This window comes from Xanthomonas codiaei (assembly GCF_002939785.1).
Taxonomy (GTDB): Bacteria; Pseudomonadota; Gammaproteobacteria; order Xanthomonadales; family Xanthomonadaceae; genus Xanthomonas; species Xanthomonas codiaei.
On the sequence record NZ_MDEC01000003.1, the window covers coordinates 66,432 to 85,925 of the forward strand.

General features: G+C 64.9%; 16 protein-coding genes, 1 tRNA gene and 1 pseudogene. 14 read left to right on the forward strand and 4 right to left on the reverse strand.

What is annotated here, in order from left to right:
• Positions 1-9 precede the first annotated feature (9 nt).
• Positions 10-780: an enoyl-CoA hydratase/isomerase family protein gene (locus tag XcodCFBP4690_RS02815; protein WP_104539549.1), complete on the reverse strand. Its 771-nt coding sequence runs from the start codon at positions 778-780 to the stop codon at positions 10-12.
• An 86-nt stretch (positions 781-866) separates the two neighbouring features.
• On the opposite strand from XcodCFBP4690_RS02815, the gene XcodCFBP4690_RS02820 reads away from it, so the two are divergent.
• Positions 867-1,274 carry a copper chaperone PCu(A)C gene (locus tag XcodCFBP4690_RS02820; protein ID WP_410049641.1) on the forward strand — a complete coding sequence of 136 codons (408 nt, stop codon included), beginning with the start codon at positions 867-869 and terminating at the stop codon, positions 1,272-1,274.
• Positions 1,275-1,499: 225 nt separating this feature from the next.
• Here XcodCFBP4690_RS02820 and XcodCFBP4690_RS02825 read toward each other — a convergent pair whose 3' ends face one another.
• Entirely contained in the window at positions 1,500-1,904 is a 405-nt protein-coding gene (locus tag XcodCFBP4690_RS02825; protein WP_064509628.1) for an acyl-CoA thioesterase, read from the reverse strand.
• A complete protein-coding gene (uvrA, locus tag XcodCFBP4690_RS02830) occupies positions 1,904-4,870 on the reverse strand; it encodes an excinuclease ABC subunit UvrA (RefSeq protein ID WP_104539551.1) in 2,967 nt (988 codons plus the stop codon). Before uvrA ends, XcodCFBP4690_RS02825 begins: the two co-directional genes overlap by 1 nt.
• Positions 4,871-5,161: 291 nt before the next feature.
• On the opposite strand from uvrA, the gene rplU reads away from it, so the two are divergent.
• From rplU to obgE, 3 genes are all read left to right on the forward strand, one after another.
• Positions 5,162-5,482 (forward strand): 50S ribosomal protein L21, encoded by a 321-nt coding sequence (gene rplU, locus XcodCFBP4690_RS02835; protein ID WP_104539552.1) that lies wholly within the window; start codon positions 5,162-5,164, stop codon positions 5,480-5,482.
• Between the two features lie 12 nt (positions 5,483-5,494).
• On the forward strand, positions 5,495-5,755 hold the full coding sequence (rpmA, locus tag XcodCFBP4690_RS02840; protein ID WP_003484326.1) for a 50S ribosomal protein L27: 261 nt from the start codon (positions 5,495-5,497) through the stop codon (positions 5,753-5,755).
• A 232-nt stretch (positions 5,756-5,987) separates the two neighbouring features.
• On the forward strand, positions 5,988-7,040 hold the full coding sequence (gene obgE, locus XcodCFBP4690_RS02845; RefSeq protein WP_104539553.1) for a GTPase ObgE: 1,053 nt from the start codon (positions 5,988-5,990) through the stop codon (positions 7,038-7,040).
• Positions 7,041-7,131: 91 nt separating this feature from the next.
• Here obgE and rpsT read toward each other — a convergent pair whose 3' ends face one another.
• A complete protein-coding gene (gene rpsT / locus XcodCFBP4690_RS02850) occupies positions 7,132-7,401 on the reverse strand; it encodes a 30S ribosomal protein S20 (protein ID WP_003484323.1) in 270 nt (89 codons plus the stop codon).
• 116 nt (positions 7,402-7,517) lie between these two features.
• Between rpsT and murJ the strand changes: the two genes are divergently transcribed.
• The 10 genes and pseudogenes from murJ to cyoD all read left to right on the forward strand — a co-directional run bounded on the left by murJ (position 7,518) and on the right by cyoD (position 19,468).
• The gene (gene murJ / locus XcodCFBP4690_RS02855) at positions 7,518-9,122 is read left to right on the forward strand and encodes a murein biosynthesis integral membrane protein MurJ (RefSeq protein ID WP_104539554.1); all 1,605 of its coding nucleotides are present in this window, start codon (positions 7,518-7,520) and stop codon (positions 9,120-9,122) included.
• A gap of 208 nt (positions 9,123-9,330) precedes the next feature.
• Positions 9,331-10,248: pseudogene (locus tag XcodCFBP4690_RS02860) on the forward strand (bifunctional riboflavin kinase/FAD synthetase); the annotation flags it as partial.
• A 234-nt stretch (positions 10,249-10,482) separates the two neighbouring features.
• A complete protein-coding gene (gene ileS / locus XcodCFBP4690_RS02865) occupies positions 10,483-13,314 on the forward strand; it encodes an isoleucine--tRNA ligase (RefSeq protein WP_104539556.1) in 2,832 nt (943 codons plus the stop codon).
• Positions 13,315-13,459: 145 nt separating this feature from the next.
• Positions 13,460-13,963: a signal peptidase II gene (gene lspA / locus XcodCFBP4690_RS02870; RefSeq protein WP_104539557.1), complete on the forward strand. Its 504-nt coding sequence runs from the start codon at positions 13,460-13,462 to the stop codon at positions 13,961-13,963.
• A gap of 137 nt (positions 13,964-14,100) precedes the next feature.
• Positions 14,101-15,051, forward strand: a complete 951-nt coding sequence (gene ispH, locus XcodCFBP4690_RS02875) for a 4-hydroxy-3-methylbut-2-enyl diphosphate reductase (protein ID WP_104539694.1) — start codon at positions 14,101-14,103, stop codon at positions 15,049-15,051.
• Between the two features lie 85 nt (positions 15,052-15,136).
• A tRNA-Thr gene (locus XcodCFBP4690_RS02880) sits at positions 15,137-15,212 on the forward strand.
• Positions 15,213-15,568: 356 nt separating this feature from the next.
• Entirely contained in the window at positions 15,569-16,504 is a 936-nt protein-coding gene (cyoA, locus tag XcodCFBP4690_RS02885) for a ubiquinol oxidase subunit II (protein WP_104539558.1), read from the forward strand.
• Positions 16,504-18,504, forward strand: coding sequence for a cytochrome o ubiquinol oxidase subunit I (gene cyoB / locus XcodCFBP4690_RS02890; RefSeq protein ID WP_104539559.1), 2,001 nt, complete (start codon positions 16,504-16,506; stop codon positions 18,502-18,504). Before cyoA ends, cyoB begins: the two co-directional genes overlap by 1 nt.
• Positions 18,501-19,133, forward strand: coding sequence for a cytochrome o ubiquinol oxidase subunit III (gene cyoC, locus XcodCFBP4690_RS02895; protein ID WP_208622678.1), 633 nt, complete (start codon positions 18,501-18,503; stop codon positions 19,131-19,133). Before cyoB ends, cyoC begins: the two co-directional genes overlap by 4 nt.
• The gene (gene cyoD / locus XcodCFBP4690_RS02900) at positions 19,133-19,468 is read left to right on the forward strand and encodes a cytochrome o ubiquinol oxidase subunit IV (RefSeq protein ID WP_104539560.1); all 336 of its coding nucleotides are present in this window, start codon (positions 19,133-19,135) and stop codon (positions 19,466-19,468) included. The genes cyoC and cyoD overlap by 1 nt, the downstream gene beginning before the upstream one ends.
• Positions 19,469-19,494: the final 26 nt, after the last annotated feature.

Genomic DNA, 19,494 nt, shown 5'->3' on the forward strand with positions numbered 1-19,494 from the left:
GCGGCTGGCTCAGGCCTTCTGCAGGCGCGCCACCAGGCCCTGCAGTGCAGCCTGGGCGTCCGGCGCGTACCAGCCATCGACGAAGCGCTCCAGCTGGATCAGTTCCGGGGCCAGGGCCGCGCGCAGGTCGGCGCGGGCCACCGCACGCGTGGCCAGCATCGGCTGACGCGGCAGCTGCTGCAGTTCGTGCAGCCAGGCCACTGCGCGCGCGGTAACCAGCTCGCCATCGACCAACTCATCCACCAGGCCGATCTGTACCGCCTGTTCGGCCGGCAGCAGCTGCCCGGCAATCAGCAGGCGCTCGGCGCGGTGCGCGCCGACCACGCGGCGCAACAGCCGCTGGATGCCTTCCGGTGCGGCCAGGCCGACCTGCACTTCGTTCAAGCCGATCGCATACGGTTTGGCGGTGTCGGCACTGCGCGCCATCACCCGGTAATCGCAGCACAGTGCCAAAACGCAGCCGCCGGCCGGCGCATGCCCGCCGATCGCCGCCACTACCGGAATGCGGCTGTTTGCCAGCGCCTGCGCGGCCTGGAAGAACGCCGTCCAGCTGGCCAGCAATGCGGCACGGTCGGTGCCATGCGCCAGCAGCTGCGGCACATCCATGCCGCCGGAGAAGATCCGCTCGCTGCCCGACAGCACGATGCCGTCGGCCTCGTCGCCGGCCTGCTGCACCGCAGCGCTCAGGGCCTGGCACAGGGCACTGTCCAGCGCGTTGACCGGCGGGCGCGCCAGACGGATTTCGCGAACTCGGCCATGGTCTAAGATCTGGATGCTCATTCGGGGCTCCTGGAGGTCGGGTCATGATAGACGGCAGTCGAAGCAGGCGGCACCTGCGTGCGCGTGTGCTGCTCGGTGCGGTGGTAATGCTGGGCAGTGCGGGTGTCGCAGCGCAGTGCCTGCCGGAGTTCAGCCAGGGCTGGATCCGCATTCCGCCGCCCGGTGGCATGGGGATGGCGGCCGGCTTCGGGCAGTTCCACAACGGCTGCGCGCAGCCGCTGAAGGTCACCGCGGTCAGCAGCAGCGCGTTTGCCGATGTGTCCCTGCACGAAACCACGCAAAGCAATGGCGTCAGCCGCATGCGCGCGGTGCCCGAGCTGGCGTTGCCGGCCGGTGGGGCGGTGCCATTGGCGCCGGGTGGCCTGCACCTGATGCTGATGGAGGCCCGCGCGCCCTTGCAGGACGGCGCGCAGGTGCCGGTGACGTTCACCTTGCAGGATGGTCGCCAGATCAAGGCCACGCTTCAGGCCCGCAAGCGCGCGCCGGGGTCGTAAGGTCGCAGCGTCGGCACTGCGTGCCGTTCCCGGGCAGTGGGCGCTTGCGGTGTCTGCGCGCCTGGCCAGCGCAGCCATGGACGGGCGAACCAAGATGATGCGGCTGGGCATGACGCCGACGTGCAATGCCGGTGGCAACGCCATTGAAACGGCATAAAAAACGGCGGCTCCCCCGAGAGCCGCCGTCGTTGTCACGATCCAGCACGTGGGCCGCGCGGTGTCGGCTCAGCTGCTGGCGATGCGTACCGCGTCCGGGAGTGCAGCGCTCTTGCCGGTCTGCGTGTCGATCCACACCACCACGACATTGCCATCCGAATACAGCTTGCTGTCGTCCTTCTGATCGAAGATGCGGTGGCCGATGGTCACGCTGCTGGTGCCCAGGCGCTCGACGAACAGCTCCACGGTGATGTCGTTTGGCCAGATCAGCGGTTGCTTGTAGTTGACGTTGGTGGCGGCCACCACCGGGGCGATGCGATCGGTCATCGATACGCCTTGCACGCCCAGCATCCAGCGCACGCGCGCCTCTTCCAGGTAGGAAATGTACTTGGCGTTGTTGACGTGGCCCATGCTGTCCATGTCGCGCCAGCGCACGCTGATCGGGATGCGTGCCAGAACCTTGTGTTCGCTCATCAGCTTGCCTTCTTCTTCGCAGTCTTCTTGGTGGCGGATTTGGCGGCCTTGACCACCTTCTCCGGTTTGACCTTGCGCGGCGGGCGCGCATCGGGCTTGTTGGCCGTCGCGGCAGGGCGCGTCTCGCGCGCCTTCACCGATGGCAGCATCTTGGCCAGGAACTGCCCGGTGTAGGACGACGGTTCGGCGGCCACCTCTTCCGGGGTGCCGCACACCAGGATGGTGCCGCCACGGTGGCCACCTTCCGGGCCGAGGTCCACGATCCAGTCGGCGGTCTTGATCACGTCCAGATTGTGTTCGATCACCACTACCGTGTTGCCTTCGTCGCGCAGCTTGTGCAACACGCCGAGCAAGGCTTCGATATCGTGGAAGTGCAGGCCGGTGGTCGGCTCGTCCAGGATGTACAAGGTGCGTCCGGTATCGCGACGCGAAAGTTCCTTGGACAGCTTGACGCGCTGCGCTTCACCGCCGGAGAGCGTGGTCGCGCTCTGGCCCAGCTTGATGTAGCTCAGACCCACATCGACCAGGGTTTCCAGCTTGCGCGCGATCGACGGCACCGGCTCGAACAGGTGCAGCGCATCTTCCACGGTCATCTGCAGCACATCGCTGATGTTGAAGCCCTTGTACCGGATCTCCAGCGTCTCGCGGTTATAGCGCTTGCCATGGCAGACATCGCAGGGCACGTAGACGTCGGGCAGGAAGTGCATCTCCACCTTGATCATGCCGTCGCCTTGGCAGGCCTCGCAGCGGCCGCCGCGCACATTGAAGCTGAAACGCCCCGGCGAGTAGCCGCGCGCGCGCGCCTCGGGCACCTGCGCAAACAACTCGCGCAACGGGGTGAACATGCCGGTGTAGGTGGCCGGGTTTGAACGTGGCGTGCGACCGATCGGCGACTGGTCGATGTCCACCACCTTGTCGAACAGATCAAGATTTTCGACTTCGCGATGTGGCGCCACCACGTGCGAGGCACCGTTGATCTCGTTGGCGGCCAGCGTGAACAACGTATCGTTGATCAGCGTCGATTTACCCGAGCCGGACACGCCGGTGATGCAGGTCAACAGGCCTGCCGGGATATCCAGGTCGACATTCTTGAGGTTGTTGCCAGTCGCTCCGCGCAGATGCAGCATCATCTTCGGGTTGGGCTTGTGGCGCTGCTTGGGGATCTCGATGCGGCGCTTGCCCGACAGGTATTGGCCGGTCAACGAGCGCGGCGATTCCAGGATGTCCTGCAGCGTGCCTTGTGCGCAGATTTCGCCGCCGTGCACGCCGGCACCGGGACCGATATCCAGCACATGGTCGGCCAGGCGGATCGCGTCTTCGTCGTGCTCGACCACGATCACGGTGTTGCCCAGATCGCGCAACCGCGTCAGCGTGCCGAGCAGGCGCTCGTTGTCGCGCTGGTGCAGGCCGATCGAGGGTTCGTCCAGCACGTACATCACCCCGACCAGGCCGGCACCGATCTGGCTGGCCAGACGGATGCGCTGTGCTTCACCACCGGACAAGGTGTCGGCCTTGCGCTCCAGGGTGAGGTAATCCAGGCCCACGTCGACCAAGAAGCCCAGCCGCTCGGCAATTTCCTTGACGATCTTGGCCGCGATCTCGCCACGCCAGCCCGGCAGCGACAGACCGCGGAAAAAGCTCAGCGCCTCGTTGACCGGCAGCACCACCAGCTCGGGCAGTGGGCGATCGGCCACAAAGACGTTGCGTGCAGCGCGATTCAAACGCGTGCCGTTGCAGGCCGGGCAGGGCTGCTGGCTGACGTACTTGGTCAGTTCCTCGCGCACGGCCGGCGACTCGGTTTCGCGATAGCGCCGTTCCAGGTTCGGCAGGATGCCTTCGAAGCGGTGCTTGCGCGTGGTGCGCCCGCCCGCATCGGTGAAGTAGGTGAAGTTGATCACCTCATCGCCGCTGCCGAACAGCACCGCCTGGCGCACCTTGGCCGGTAGCGTGTTCCACACCGCATCCACGTCGAACTTGTAGTGCTTGGCCAGCGAGGCGATCAGCTGGAAGTAGTAGGCATTGCGCCGGTCCCAGCCGCGCACGGCGCCGGCCGACAACGACAGCTCCGGATGCACCACCACCCGGTCCGGGTCGAAGAATTCGGCCACGCCCAGGCCATCGCAGCTCGGGCAGGCGCCCACTGGTGCGTTGAACGAAAACAGGCGCGGTTCCAGCTCCGGCAGCGAGTAATCGCACACCGGGCAGCTGTACTTGGACGAAAACAGGTGCGGGGCTGCGGCCGGGTCGTCCAGCGACTGCACCGCCACCATGCCTTCGCCCAGCTTGAGCGCGGTCTCGAAACTTTCCGCCAGCCGCTGCTTGATGTCTTCGCGCGGGCGGAAGCGGTCGATCACCGCCTCGATGGTGTGCTTCTGGCGCAGTGCCAATGCCGGCACCGCATCGATTTCGTACAGCTCGCCGTCCACGCGCACGCGCACGAAGCCCTGCGCACGCAGCTGTTCGAACACCTGCGCATGCTCGCCCTTGCGGTCGCGGATCACCGGCGCCAGCAGCATGTAACGCTGCTCCTGGTCCTGGGTGAGCATGTGATCGACCATCTGGCTGACGGTCTGCGCCTCCAGGGGGAAGCCGTGATCCGGGCAGCGCGGCTGACCCACGCGTGCGTACAGCAGGCGCAGGTAGTCGTAGATCTCGGTGATCGTGCCCACGGTGGAGCGCGGGTTGTGCGAGGTGGACTTCTGTTCGATCGAAATCGCCGGCGACAAGCCTTCGATGTGGTCCAGATCCGGCTTTTCCATCACGCTGAGGAACTGGCGCGCATACGCCGACAGCGACTCGACGTAGCGGCGCTGGCCTTCTGCATAGATGGTGTCGAACGCCAGCGACGACTTGCCCGAGCCGGACAGGCCGGTGATCACGATCAGTTTGTCGCGGGGCAGGTCGAGGTCGATGTTCTTGAGGTTGTGCGTCCGCGCGCCGCGGATGCGGATGAAATCCATCGCCATGGGGGATCCGATGTCGGGCCGGCGAACCGGCGGTGGTGCGAGCGTGCTCAGCAGGAATGAGTGGCAGTCGATCAGCCTACCCGCCGACCTAGGTGAGGGCAAATTGCCTCAATGCCAGTCTGCCGGGGCGGTTGTGGCGGCCGGATGATGCGTTCCACGGCCCGATCCGGGCCTGCCGAGGCCAGACTGCCTGCAGGTTGACTCCAAACCCGCCGGGTCAGTACAATCCCGCTCCTGTCTGCCCCATGGGCAAGGCAGGCGACCATAATAACTACAGAGGAACACCTGGTCATGTACGCAGTTCTGGTAACCGGCGGTAAGCAATACCGCGTCGCGCAGGGCGAAACGCTCCGCGTGGAAAAGCTCGAAGTCGAAGCAGGCAACGAGATCACGTTCGACACCATCCTGATGCTGGGCGATAGCGATGGCATCAAGCTGGGCGATGCGCTGAAGGGCGCCTCGGTCACCGCCAAGGTCGTGGCCCATGGCCGCGCCGATAAGGTGCGCATCATCAAGTTCCGTCGCCGCAAGCACCACATGAAGCGTCAGGGGCACCGTCAGCACTACACCGAAATCGAGATCACCGGCATTGCCGGTGGCGACAAGAAGTAAGGAGAACCAGTCATGGCACATAAAAAGGGCGTAGGTTCCTCGCGCAACGGTCGCGATTCCAACCCGAAGTACCTGGGCGTGAAGATCTTCGGTGGCCAGGCCATCGATGCCGGCAACATCATCGTGCGTCAGCGCGGCACCCAGTTCCATCCGGGCGCCGGCGTCGGCCTGGGTCGTGACCACACGCTGTTTGCGCTGGTCGACGGCAAGGTGGAGTTCTCCACCAAGGGCCCGAAGAAGCGTCGTACCGTCAGCGTGGTCGCCGAGGCGTAATCGCCCGCTCCATGCAGGCCACTCCGTCAGGCATCGCTGCCCGGCGGACGAGACGGAAAGCCCCGCTTTTGCGGGGTTTTTCGTTTGACGGCTGGGAGTGGGGATTCGGGATTGGGGATTCGCAGGAGCGGATCCTGCGGCATCCTGGCGTCCCCATCCTTCCTTGCTGACGGGCTCGCCATGCGTATGCTGCCGCGTTGTCACCAATCCCAAATAACGAATCCCAAATCTCATGAAGTTAGTCGACGAAGCAGAAATCCTGGTCACCGCCGGTAATGGCGGCAATGGCTGTGTCGGCTTTCGCCGCGAGAAATTCATCCCGCTGGGCGGGCCGGACGGTGGCGATGGAGGGGCCGGTGGCAGCGTGTGGATCGTGGCCGACGAGAACGTCAATACCCTGGTCGACTTCCGCCATGAGCGTACCTTCAAGGCGCAGCGCGGCGAGAACGGCATGGGTCGCCAGGCCTATGGCAAGGGCGGCGAGGATCGCGTCATCGTGGTGCCGGTCGGCACCGTGGTGATCAACGTGCAGACCGACGAAGTGATCGGCGACCTGACCCGGCACGGCGACCGCCTGTTGGTGGCCAAGGGGGGTAAGGGCGGCCTGGGCAACATGCATTTCAAGAGCTCGGTCAACCGCGCGCCGCGCCAGGCCACCACCGGCGAAGAGGGCGAAGAGCGGCTGCTGAAGCTGGAACTCAAGCTGCTGGCCGATGTGGGCCTGCTGGGCTTCCCTAACGCCGGCAAGAGCACATTGATTCGCGCCGTGTCCTCGGCGACGCCAAAGGTGGCCGACTATCCTTTTACTACGCTGTATCCGAATCTGGGCGTGGTCAGCGTCGAGGCCTACCGCAGCTTCGTGATTGCCGACGTGCCGGGCCTGATCGAGGGCGCCGCCGATGGCGCTGGTCTGGGCACGCAGTTCCTGCGCCACCTGCAGCGCACCCGCCTGCTGCTGCATCTGGTGGATATGGCTCCGATGGATGGCGGCGTGGACGGTGTGTCGCCGGCCGACCAGGTGCGCACGCTTGAGCGTGAGCTCGAACGGCATGATCCGGAGTTGCTGAAGAAGCCGCGCTGGCTGGTGCTCAACAAGGCCGACCTGATGTTCGAAGACGAGGCGCGTGCCGCTGCCGAGGCCATCGTGGCCGAGCTGGGCTGGACGGCGCCCTGGTATCTGGTCTCGGCGCTCGGTCGCGACGGCACCTTCCCGATCATGAAGGACGTGATGGCGTTCTTCGATCGTCAGCGCGAGGACGAGCTCGAGGCACGCAATGCAGGTTGAGTGCGCACACGCACACACAAAAAACCCGGCCGAGGCCGGGTTTTTCTGTGCCACCGGAAGCCAGGCTTCCGGCGACGTCGCAGCTGATCGCTTACGCGGCCTTGATGGCCTTGATGCGCGCGGTCAGGCGGCTCTTGTGACGGGCAGCCTTGTTCTTGTGAATCAGGCCACGGGCGCTGAAACGGTCGAGGATCGGCTGTGCAACGGCGAAAGCAGCTTCGGCGCCTGCAGCATCGTTGGCGTCAAGGGCCTTGATCACCTTCTTGACGGCGGTGCGCAGCATCGAGCGCTGACCGGTGTTGCGCTCATTGCGCACAATGGTCTGCTTGGCGCGCTTCTTGGCGGACTTGATATTGGCCACGGTGGTGGGTTCCTGAAAAATCGGTATGGTGGAAAAAGCAAGCGCGAAAGTATGATGGACCCAGATATGTACGTCAAGTCAGTTGTCAAGAGGGGTCGTCCATGAGCACACCCCGCATGGTGAGGAGCCTGCTCTCGTTCAGCAGTATGACCATGGTGTCGCGGGTGTTGGGGCTGGTGCGCGACCAGGTCATCACCACCACCTTCGGCAGCAATGCGGTGACCGACGCGTTTTGGGTGGCCTTCCGGGTTCCCAATTTCCTGCGGCGGCTATTTGCCGAAGGCTCCTTCGCCACCGCCTTCGTGCCGGTGTTCACCGAGGTCAAGGAAACCCGGCCGCATGCCGATCTGCGCGAGCTGATGGCGCGCGTGGCCGGTACCCTCGGCGGAGTGCTGCTGCTGGTCACCGCGCTGGCGCTGATCTTCGCCCCGCAGCTGGCCACGTTGTTCTCCAGCGGGGTGGACACCGACCCGGCCAAGCACGGCCTGCTGGTGGACCTGTTCCGTCTGACCTTCCCGTTCCTGTTGTTTGTCTCACTGACCGCGCTGGCGGGCGGGGCGCTGAACAGCTTCCAGAAGTTCGCCATGCCGGCGCTGACCCCGGTGATCCTCAACCTGTGCATGATCGCCGGGGCGGTGTGGCTGGCCCCGCGGCTGGGCGGGACACCGGAAAGGCAGATCCTCGCGCTCGGCTGGGCGGTGCTGGCGGCGGGCATGCTGCAGTTGTTGTTTCAGCTGCCTTCGCTGAAAGGCATCAATCTGTTGACCCTGCCACGCTGGGGTTGGCGACATCCGGGTGTGCGCAAGGTGCTGACCTTGATGGTGCCGACCCTGTTCGGCTCCTCGGTGGCGCAGATCAACCTGCTGCTGGACACCGTGATCGCCGCCAAGCTGACCGACGGCTCGCAGTCGTGGTTGTCGCTGGCCGACCGGTTCCTGGAATTGCCGCTGGGTGTCTTTGGCGTGGCGCTGGGCACGGTGATCCTGCCGGCGCTGGCGCGCCATCACGTCAAGACCGACCGCGCCGCGTTTTCCAGTGCGCTGGACTGGGGCTTCCGGACCACGTTGCTGATCGCAATGCCGGCGATGCTGGGATTGTTGTTGCTGGCCGAGCCGATGGTGGCAACGCTGTTCCAGTATCACAAGTTCACCGCCTTCGACACCCGCATGACGGCGTTGTCGGTGTACGGGCTGAGCTTCGGTCTGCCGGCCTACGCCATGCTCAAGGTGGTGCTGCCGGCCTTCTATGCGCGCCAGGACACCCGCACCCCGGTGCGCGCCGGCGTGGCGGCGCTGGTGGCCAATATGGTGTTCAACTTTGCATTCCTGGCGGTGCTGTATCACCTCATGGTGCCGCCCGAGCTCAAGGCGCAGGGCGTGATGCAGGCGCTGGGCAAGCAGCCCGGGCTGCACCTGGCGCTGGGCATCGCCAGTGCGCTGTCGAGTTATCTCAACCTGGGGCTGTTGTGGTACTGGCTGGGCAAGTCCGGGGTGTATCAGCGCCGGCCGGGCTGGAGCGGCTATGCGCTGCGCCTGCTGCTGGCGTGTGCGGCAATGGTCGTGGTGCTGTTGGGCCTGCTGTGGTGGCTGCCGTCGTTCACCGGCATGGACAAGTGGCAGCGGATCGGCTGGCTGGCGGTGCTGGTCGGCAGTGGCGGGCTGACCTACCTGGCAGCGCAGCTGGCGCTGGGTCTGCGGCCGCGCCACCTGCGCGAGAGCTGAGTCTGGATGTCGGGTCCCTTCCCCCGCGTGCGGGGGAAGGTGCCCGAAGGGCGGATGGGGGTAGGCCGTACCGGCGGCGGGCTTGGCCTGGTGTCGCTGAGCGCTTGCGTGATCGATGCGGATCATGCGGGTTGACAGGCACGGCTATACTTACAAGTTATGCATCAGTGAGGGTCGGCCGCAGGCCGGCATCTGTTTGGATCGAGGAATGAGCAGGCTGTTTAGAGACGTCGAGGGCGGGACGCTGTTCCCGCACGGAAGCGTGGTCTGCATCGGCGCCTTCGATGGCCTGCACCTGGGGCATCGGGCATTGGTGCAGCACGCGGTTGATCGTGCGTGCGCGCTCGGCGTGCCGGCGGTGGCGTTGAGCTTCGAGCCATTGCCGCGCGAGTTCTTCGCCCCGGCCGCACCGCCGCCGCGGCTGACCCTTGCACGCGCCAAGATCGAAGGCTTGCTCGGCTTCGGCGCCGACAGCGTGGGCCTGATTCGTTTCGATGGCCGCTTGTCTGCGATGAGTGCCGAGAACTTCGTGCGCCTGGCGCTGGTTGGCCGGCTCTGCGCCCGCGAGGTGTGGATCGGCCCGGAGTTCCGTTTCGGCCATCGCCGTGGCGGCGACATCGCCCTGCTGCGCAGCCTGAGCGAACAGCACGGATTTGAGGCCGGGGAGATCGCGCCGGTGCATCTGCATGGCGAGCGCATTTCCGCCACACGCATCCGTGAGTTGTTGGTGGCGGGCGAGTTTGCGCATGCCGCCGATCTGCTCGGCCGCCCGTATGCCATCGGAGGACGGGTGGTGCGCGGCAAGCAGCTGGGGCGCACGCTGGGGTACCCCACCGCGAACCTGCGGTTTTCGCGCACGCCTGCGCTGTCGGGCATCTATGCGACCTGGGTGCATGGCGTGGCCGCGCAGCCATGGCCATCGGTGTCCAGCTTTGGCACACGGCCGACCGTGGCTGGCGTGGAGCCGCTGCTGGAGGCGCACCTGTTCGATTTTCAGGGCGACTTGTACGGCCGGCACCTGGAGGTCGAATTCGTCGCCAAGCTGCGCGACGAGGAAAAGTTCGATGGCCTTCAGGCGCTGACCGTGCAGATGCATCGCGATGCCGAACAGGCGCGCGCGGTGCTTCAGCGCAGTCCGTCGCCAATGCTGGCGGGCGCTGGACGTATTAGTGGCGCGCAGCGGGTTCCCGATGTGTCCGTGGGGACCGAAAGCAGTCGCGCGCAAGGTACTGCGGCTCCTGCTGCAGGCGAAATCCATGCGGGCTCCTCGCAACAGCCCGCCTATGATGCGAGTCCCTCGCAAGAGCCCGCACATCCATGTGCGGACTTATCAAGCAATCCAGCGCAACGGTAGATTCCTGTGACCCAAGACTACAAAGCCACTCTTCATCTGCCTGCGACGGAATTTCCGATGCGCGGCGACCTGCCCAAGCGCGAGCCGGCGATGCTGGACCGCTGGGAGCGCGAGGGGCTGTATGCGCAGCTGCGCGCCAACGCGGCCGGGCGCCCGCTGTTCGTGCTGCACGATGGCCCGCCGTATGCCAACGGCCAGATCCACCTCGGCCATGCGGTCAACAAGATCCTCAAGGACATCATCGTCAAGTCCAAGTATTTGGCTGGCTTCGACGCGCCGTTTATCCCGGGCTGGGACTGCCACGGCCTGCCGATCGAGATCGCCATCGAAAAGAAGTACGGCAAGGTCGGCGTCAAGCTCGATGCCGCGCAGTTCCGCCAGAAGTGCCGCGAATACGCGACCGAGCAGATCGATCTGCAGCGCCGCGACTTCAAGCGCCTGGGCGTGATCGGCGACTGGGACAACCCGTACAAGACGCTGGATTTCCGCTTCGAGGCCAACGAGATCCGTGCGCTGGCAAAGATCGTCGACAACGGCCACCTCACCCGTGGCGTGAAGCCGGTGCACTGGTGCTTCGACTGCGGTTCGGCGCTGGCCGAGGCCGAGATCGAATACGCCGACAAGCTGTCGCCGACGGTGGATATCGCCTATCCGGCCCGTGACCCGGCGGCTGTGGCTGCTGCTTTCGGCGCCAGCCTGCCGGCCGGTATGAGCGTGGCTGTGCCGATCTGGACCACCACGCCGTGGACGCTGCCGGCCTCGCTGGCGGTGAGCCTGGGTGCGGAGCTGGACTACGTGCTGGTCGAAGGCCCGGCCGACCGCGGCCAGCCGCGCTGGCTGGTGGTGGCCGAAGCGCTGGCGGCTAAGACGCTGGCCCGCTACGGCGTGGACGAGGTCGTGGTGCATGGCCATGCCAAGGGTGCGGCGCTGGAGCAGATGCTGCTGGCGCACCCGTTCTATGCCGAGCGCGAGATCCCGCTGCTGCTGGGCGACCACGTGTCGGCCGAGGACGGTACCGGCGCCGTGCACACCGCGCCTGGCCATGGCCAGGAGGACTACCAGGTGTCCAGGCAGTACGGCCTGCTGGAGCGCTATGGCGCCGCGCAGATCAATCCGGTGGACGGCCGCGGCGTGTACCTGCCGTCGACGCCGCCGCTGGGCGACACCGTGCTGGCCGGGCTGCATATCTGGAAGGCCAACGACGTCATCATCGAATCCCTGCGCGACACCGGCGTGCTGCTGGCGGCCAGCAAGATGGAGCACAGCTACCCGCACTGCTGGCGCCACAAGACGCCGATCGCCTTTCGCGCCACGCCGCAGTGGTTCTTCTCGATGGAGAAGGCGGGCCTGCGTGCCGACGCGCTCAAGGCCATCGAAGGCGTGACCTGGTATCCGTCCTGGGGCCAGGCGCGCATCGCCGGCATGGTGGAAGGTCGCCCGGACTGGACCATCTCGCGCCAGCGCACCTGGGGCGTGCCGATCGCGTTGTTCGTGCACCGCGAAACCGGCGAACCGCATCCGCGCAGCACCGAGCTGCTGCGTCAGGTGGCCGATCGGGTGGAGCGGGGCGGTGTGGACGTGTGGTACACGCTGGATGCGGCCGAACTGCTGGGCGAGGAGGCCGCCGACTACGACAAGATCACCGACATCCTGGATGTCTGGTTCGATTCCGGCGTGACCCATGAGGCCGTGCTGGTGGACCGTGGCCTGCCCAAGCCGGCCGACCTGTACCTGGAAGGCTCGGACCAGCACCGCGGCTGGTTCCAGTCCTCGCTGCTGACCGGCGTGGCGATGGACAAGGCGGCGCCGTACAAGCAATGCCTGACTCACGGTTTCACCGTGGACGAGCACGGCCGCAAGATGTCCAAGTCGCTGGGCAACGGCATCGAGCCGCAGGACATCATGAAGACCCTGGGGGCGGACATCCTGCGCCTGTGGATCGCCTCGGCCGACTACAGCAACGAGATGTCGCTGTCGCAGGAGATCCTCAAGCGCAATGCAGACGCCTACCGCCGCCTGCGCAATACCGCTCGCTTTTTGCTCGGCAACCTGCATGGCTTCGATCCACGGCAGCATCTGGTGGCGCTGGAGGACATGGTGCTGCTGGACCGCTGGATCGTGCACCGCGCGCACGAGTTGCAGGAAAGGATCGTCGCCGCCTATGCGCGCTACGACTTCGCCGAGATCGTGCAGGCGCTGCTGAATTTCTGCAGCGTGGACCTGGGCTCGCTGTACCTGGATGTCACCAAGGACCGTCTGTACACGATGGCCGAGGATTCGCGCGGCCGCCGTTCGGCGCAGAGCGCGATGTATCACGTGGCCGAGGCGTTCGTGCGCTGGGTCGCGCCGGTGCTGAGCTTTACCGCCGACGAGCTATGGGCCTATCTGCCGGGCGAGCATGCCGGCAACGTGCTGTTCGCCACCTGGTACGACGGCCTGGCGCCGCTGCCGGCCGATGCGGCGTTGACCAGTGCCGATGTCGAGAAGTTGCTGGCCCTGCGCGAGCAGGTCGCCAAGGTGCTGGAACCGATGCGTGCCAACGGCGCCATCGGCGCGGCACTGGAAGCGGAAATCACCGTGGCCGCCGATGCGCAAACCGCCGCGCGTTGGCAGCCGCTGAGCCAGGAACTGCGCTTCCTGTTCATCAGTGGCGATGTGACCGTGACCGCGGCCAGCACCGACGACATCTTCGTCAGTGCGCAGCCAACCGCCAAGGCCAAGTGCGTGCGCTGCTGGCACCACCAGGCCAGCGTGGGCAGCGACCCGCGGCATCCGGAGCTGTGCAGCCGCTGCGTCAGCAACATCGAAGGCCCTGGCGAGGACCGTCGCTGGTTCTGATGTCTTGATTCTCTCTCCCGCAAGCGGGAGAAGGTGGCGCGCAGCGCCGGATGAGGGCCATACCGGCACATCCGGCGCCGCTTGCCGATTTGCCCGTTGGGCAGCTTCTTCCGAACCCGGGAGTAGCAACAGCTAAGGTGATTCAATGACCGCAAGACCCAAACCCTCCGCCCTGATCTGGCTGCTGCTGTCCCTTGCCGTCGTCGGGCTGGATCAGTGGAGCAAGGCCTGGGTGCTGTCCAGGCTGCCTGAATACACCCCGGTGCCGGTCATCGAGGGTTTTTGGAACTGGTACCGCACCTACAACACCGGCGCAGCCTTCAGTTTTCTGAGCGATGCCGGTGGCTGGCAGCTGTGGTTCTTCACTGCCCTGGCGGTGGGTATCAGCGGTCTGCTGGCATTCTGGCTGTCGCGCACCGCACGTGGAGACTGGCGCAGCGCGCTGCCGTACGCGCTGGTGATCGGCGGGGCGATCGGTAACGTGATCGACCGCCTGATGCACGGCCACGTGGTCGACTTCATCCAGTGGTACATCGGCAGCCACACCTGGCCGGCCTTCAATATCGCCGATTCGGCGATCGTGGGGGGCGCCATCGGGATCGCAGTGTTCGGTCTGTTCGACGGCAAGCGCAGCCGAAAAGCGGGATAATCCCGGTCCCAAGCCGTCGTGCGTCCGTCCCGCAAGGACGGTCGCCGCACCCGCCCAAGGCGCGGCGCCGCGTGCTCGGCAGATGCCCCCCTGAAATGTCCGGCCACCCTGGCCGGGCTGTCGAAGAGAACAAGCGTATGGACGTCCTGCTCGCCAATCCCCGCGGTTTCTGCGCCGGTGTCGACCGTGCGATCGAGATCGTCAAGCGTGCGATCGAGACGCTGGGCGCGCCGATCTATGTGCGGCACGAAGTGGTGCACAACCGCTTCGTGGTCGACGATCTCAAGGAGCGCGGCGCCATCTTCGTCGAGGAACTGGACGAAGTGCCGGACGCGGCCACGGTGATCTTCAGTGCGCACGGCGTCTCGCAGGCCGTGCGCCAGGAAGCAGAGCGGCGTGGGCTGAAGGTGTTCGACGCCACCTGCCCATTGGTGACCAAGGTGCATTTCGAGGTGGCGCGGCATTGCCGGGCCGGCCGCGACGTGGTGCTGATCGGCCATGCCGGCCATCCGGAAGTGGAGGGCACCATGGGCCAATGGAACCGCGAGCGCGGCGCGGGCAGGATCTACCTGGTGGAGGACATCGAGCAGGTCGCCACGCTGCAGATCGATCAGCCGGACAATCTTGCCTATACCACCCAGACCACGCTCTCGGTGGACGACACCATGGGCATCATCGAGGCCCTGCGTGCGCGCTACCCGGCGATACAGGGGCCGCGCCACGACGATATCTGCTACGCCACCCAGAACCGCCAGGATGCGGTGCGCGATCTTGCCCGGCAGTGCGATCTGGTGCTGGTGGTGGGCTCGCCCAACAGCTCCAATTCCAACCGCTTGAGCGAGCTGGCCCGGCGCGACGGGGTGGAGTCTTACCTGATCGACAACGCCAGCGAGATCGATCCGGCCTGGATCGTCGGCAAGCAGCACATCGGTCTGACCGCCGGCGCCTCGGCGCCGCAGGTGCTGGTCGATGGCGTGCTGGCGCGGCTGCGCGAGCTCGGCGCGGCGGGCGTCTCCGAACTGGAAGGCGAGCCTGAATCGATGGTGTTCGCGCTGCCCAAGGAATTGCGGCTGCGCCTGGTCGGCTGAGGCAGGGCGCGCATCGGTCGACGGCCGGCGTCGAGCATGCCGGCGATTGACCGCGGGCTGGCCGCGCTCCTACAATTGGCGGCTCGCCGGAATAGCTCAGTTGGTAGAGCGGCGCATTCGTAATGCGTAGGTCGTAGGTTCGATTCCTATTTCCGGCACCATCACTTCGCACTGGGTCGGCCTCTGGCCGGCCCAGTTGCGTTTGGCCTGGCGTGTGGGCAGTCCACGCAGGTCGCTGCAGTCGCGTACACCACTCTCCGTGTCGTTGTCGGCGCGCGTCGGGGCGCGCTATGGCGTTTCGCTGCGCTGCGACAACATGTCGCACAAATTTGCGCGCATTTATTGCGGCAGATCATTGCCAATGGGTTTCGTGCAGGTGCAGCAAAGACTAAAATTGGCGCGCTAACCCGTGTCTTCGGTCTGCGCGGGCCCGCCTTCACCAGGAAGGGCTCGGTCGGAAATGTTCCTTGCCGATACGACGAACGAGGCTGGCGTTCCTTCGCACTTGGATCGACCGATGATTCCGCTGAAACATCTCGGGCGTTTACTTCGTCCAGGCCTGATGTTGCCGTTCCTGCTGCTGGCAGGCTGCAACTCGGCCATCCTCAATCCGAAAGGCCAGATCGGCCACGACGAGAAGCAACTGCTGATCACCTCGGTGGTGCTGATGCTGATCGTGGTCATCCCGGTGATCGTGATGACGATTGCGTTCGCGTGGAAATATCGCGCCTCCAACACCAAGGCCCGCTATGAGCCGGACTGGTCGCACTCCACCGCGATCGAAGTGGTGGTGTGGTCGATTCCGTGCGTGATCATCCTGGTGCTGGCAGTGCTGACCTGGCGCTCGTCGCATGCGCTGGATCCGTACCGGCCACTGGATTCGGACGTCAAGCCGATCACCATCGAAGCGGTGTCGCTGGACTGGAAGTGGATGTTCATCTACCCCGACCAGAACATTGCCACGGTCAACGAGATCGCGTTCCCGGTACGCACGCCGCTGAACTTCAAGATCACCTCCGACACGGTGATGAACTCGTTCTTCATTCCGCATCTGGGCACCATGATCTACGCGATGGCGGGCATGGAAACCAAGCTGCATCTGGTGGCCGACGAGCCGGGCGAATACTTCGGCCTGTCCACCAACTACAGCGGTCACGGCTTCTCGAAGATGAGCTTCAAGGCGCATGCGCTCGATCAGGCCGGCTTCGACGCGTGGGTGGCCAAGGTCAAGGCCTCGCCGACCGCGCTCAACGCCGCCGAATACCAGGTGCTGGCCGCCAATCGCAACGACAAGGAACAGTACCCGGTCACCTACTACTCGTCGGTGCAGGAAGGGATGTTCCGCTCGCTGGTCGACAAATACATGAATGGTCCGGGCCACAACAAGGGCCACGGCGACCATCAGGCATCGGGCACTGAGCCGGTTGCCATGTGCACTTCTGGAGACAAGTGATGTTAGGCAAACTTACGATCGAGGCGGTTCCGTACCACGAGCCGATCATCATGGTCGCGCTGGGTGGTGCCGGCCTGCTCGGCCTGCTCATCGCGGGCGCCCTCACCAAGTACAAGCTGTGGGGCTATCTCTGGAAGGAGTGGTTCACCTCGGTGGATCACAAGCGTATCGGCGTGATGTACATCATCGTGGCGCTGGTCATGCTGCTGCGCGGCTTCGCCGATGCGGCAATGATGCGCACCCAGCAGGCGCTGGCCGGTAATGGCGGCGAAGGCGTGCTGCCGCCGCATCACTACGACCAGATCTTCACCGCGCATGGCGTGATCATGATCTTCTTCATGGCCATGCCGTTCATGACTGGCCTGTTGAACCTGATCGTGCCGCTGCAGATCGGCGCGCGCGACGTGGCGTTCCCGTTCCTGAACTCGCTGAGCTTCTGGCTGTTCGTGGCCGGCGCGGCGCTGATCAACATCTCGCTGGGCGTCGGTGAGTTCGCGCAGACCGGTTGGCTGGCGTACCCGCCGTTGTCGGGGCTGGAATACAGTCCGGGGGTCGGTGTCGATTACTACATCTGGGCGTTGCAGATCTCCGGATTGGGGACCTTGCTGACCGGCGTGAACTTCTTCGTGACGATCATGCGGATGCGCGCGCCGGGTATGACCCTGATGCGCATGCCGATCTTCACCTGGACCGCGCTGATCACCAACATCCTGATCATCGCCGCGTTCCCGATCCTGACCGTGGCGCTGGCGCTGCTGGGTGCCGACCGTTACCTGGGCACGCACTTCTTCACCAACGACGGTGGCGGCAACGCCATGATGTACGTCAACCTGATCTGGATCTGGGGCCATCCGGAGGTCTACATCCTGATCCTGCCGGCGTTCGGCATCTTCTCCGAGTTGATTGCGACCTATAGCCGCAAGCGCCTGTTCGGCTACACCTCGATGGTCTACGCCACCTCGTGCATCGGCGTGCTGTCGTTCGTGGTGTGGTTGCACCACTTCTTCACCATGGGCTCGGGTGCCAACGTCAATGCCTTCTTCGGCATCACGACGATGATCATCTCGATCCCGACCGGCGTGAAGATCTTCAACTGGCTGTTCACCATGTTCCGCGGTCGCGTGCACATGACCTCGCCGGTGCTGTGGACGATCGGCTTCATCATCACCTTCACCATCGGTGGCATGACCGGCGTGATGCTGGCGATTCCGGCCGTGGACTTCGTGCTGCACAACAGCCTGTTCCTGATCGCGCACTTCCATAACGTCATCATCGGCGGCGTGGTGTTCGGTTACCTGGCGGGCCTGACCTACTGGTTCCCGAAGGCGTTCGGTTTCAAGCTCAACGAGAAGCTGGGCAAGGCCTCGTTCTGGTGCTGGATCATCGGCTTCTTCATCGCCTTCATGCCGCTGTATGTGCTCGGCTTCATGGGCATGACCCGCCGCATGAACACCTACAACCACCCCGAGTGGGCGCCGTGGCTGTACGTCGCCGCGGTGGGCGCTGCGATCATCGGCCTGGGCATCTTCCTGAACCTGGTGCAGATCGGTTACAGCGTGTGGAAGCGCAAGCAGCACATGGACTACACCGGCGATCCGTGGGACGGTCGTACGCTGGAGTGGGCCACCTCCTCGCCGCCGCCGTTCTACAACTTCGCCGTGCTGCCGCACATCGACGATCGCGATCAGTTCTGGGCCGACAAGCAGAACGGCAAGGGCTGGGTGCGGCCGTCCAAGTACGAGCCGATCCACATGCCGCGCAATACCGGCGCCGGCGTCTACATGGGGGCGTTCAGCGTGCTACTGGGCTTCGGTCTGACTTGGCACATCTGGTGGCTGGCCATCGTTGGCCTGGTGGGCATGATCGGCAGCTTCATCGCACGCACCTTCGATAACGACATCGATTACTGGGTGCCGGCCGAAGAAGTGGAGCGCATCGAGAATGCACGCTTTGCCCTGCTCGAACAGCAACAGGCGGCGCAGGCCGCGAAGGTGGTATGACCATGGCTTCTTCGACCACGCTTGACCACGCCGCCCACGCGGGCGGCCACGATCACGACCACGAGCATCACGACGCCGGTGGCAACACCGTCTTCGGGTTCTGGGTCTACCTGATGAGCGACTGCCTGCTGTTCGCCGGCCTGTTCGCCACCTATGCGGTGCTCTCCGGCGCCACGGTGGATGGACCGACCGCCAAGGAACTGTTCGATCTGAAGTTCGTGCTGGTGGAAACCTTCCTGCTGTTGTTCAGCAGCCTGAGCTTCGGCTTCGCGATGATCGCCGCGCACAAGCGCAAGATGGGCGGCCTGTACGGCTGGCTGGCGGTCACCGCGCTGCTGGGTATCGGCTTCCTGTGCATGGAAATCTGGGAGTTCAACCACCTGATCCATGAAGGCGCTGGCCCGGGTCGCAGTGCGTTCCTGTCGGCATTCTTCACCCTGGTGGGTACCCACGGCCTGCACGTGGCGTCGGGCCTGCTGTGGATGGCGGTGCTGGTGATCCAGATCTCCAAGCATGGCCTGATCGCGCGCAACAGCACCCGCCTGGCGTGCCTGAGCCTGTTCTGGCACTTCCTGGACATCATCTGGATCGGTGTGTTCACCGTCGTCTACCTGCTGGGAGCGCTGTAATGGCCAATCATCACCACACCGAAAATGCCGCCGATGCGCACGCCGGTGGCTTGAAGTCCTACCTGATCGGCTTCGTCATGGCCGTGATCCTGACCGTCATCCCGTTTGCGATGGTGATGAGTGGCGCGTTCTCCAAGGGCGTCACCGTCGTGGTGATCTCGATCATGGCGGCGGTGCAGATGCTGGTGCACATGGTGTACTTCCTGCACATGGACCGCTCGCCGGAGCAGCGCTCCAACGTACAGGTCGGCCTGTTCTCGTTGCTGATCATCGGCATCGTGATCGTCGGCTCGCTGTGGGTGCTGCACAACATGAACGTCAACATGATGCATTGAGACGGCCGCGGGCCGGATCGAAGAAA

Coding starts and splice junctions, on each gene's coding strand:
- XcodCFBP4690_RS02815 (WP_104539549.1), bottom strand. CDS start 780: ATGAGCATCCAGATCTTAGACCATGGCCGAGTTCGCGAAATCCGTCTG.
- XcodCFBP4690_RS02820 (WP_410049641.1), top strand. CDS start 867: ATGCTGGGCAGTGCGGGTGTCGCAGCGCAGTGCCTGCCGGAGTTCAGC.
- XcodCFBP4690_RS02825 (WP_064509628.1), bottom strand. CDS start 1,904: ATGAGCGAACACAAGGTTCTGGCACGCATCCCGATCAGCGTGCGCTGG.
- uvrA (WP_104539551.1), bottom strand. CDS start 4,870: ATGGCGATGGATTTCATCCGCATCCGCGGCGCGCGGACGCACAACCTC.
- rplU (WP_104539552.1), top strand. CDS start 5,162: ATGTACGCAGTTCTGGTAACCGGCGGTAAGCAATACCGCGTCGCGCAG.
- rpmA (WP_003484326.1), top strand. CDS start 5,495: ATGGCACATAAAAAGGGCGTAGGTTCCTCGCGCAACGGTCGCGATTCC.
- obgE (WP_104539553.1), top strand. CDS start 5,988: ATGAAGTTAGTCGACGAAGCAGAAATCCTGGTCACCGCCGGTAATGGC.
- murJ (WP_104539554.1), top strand. CDS start 7,518: ATGGTGAGGAGCCTGCTCTCGTTCAGCAGTATGACCATGGTGTCGCGG.
- lspA (WP_104539557.1), top strand. CDS start 13,460: ATGACCGCAAGACCCAAACCCTCCGCCCTGATCTGGCTGCTGCTGTCC.
- ispH (WP_104539694.1), top strand. CDS start 14,101: ATGGACGTCCTGCTCGCCAATCCCCGCGGTTTCTGCGCCGGTGTCGAC.
- cyoA (WP_104539558.1), top strand. CDS start 15,569: ATGATTCCGCTGAAACATCTCGGGCGTTTACTTCGTCCAGGCCTGATG.
- cyoB (WP_104539559.1), top strand. CDS start 16,504: ATGTTAGGCAAACTTACGATCGAGGCGGTTCCGTACCACGAGCCGATC.
- cyoC (WP_208622678.1), top strand. CDS start 18,501: ATGACCATGGCTTCTTCGACCACGCTTGACCACGCCGCCCACGCGGGC.
- cyoD (WP_104539560.1), top strand. CDS start 19,133: ATGGCCAATCATCACCACACCGAAAATGCCGCCGATGCGCACGCCGGT.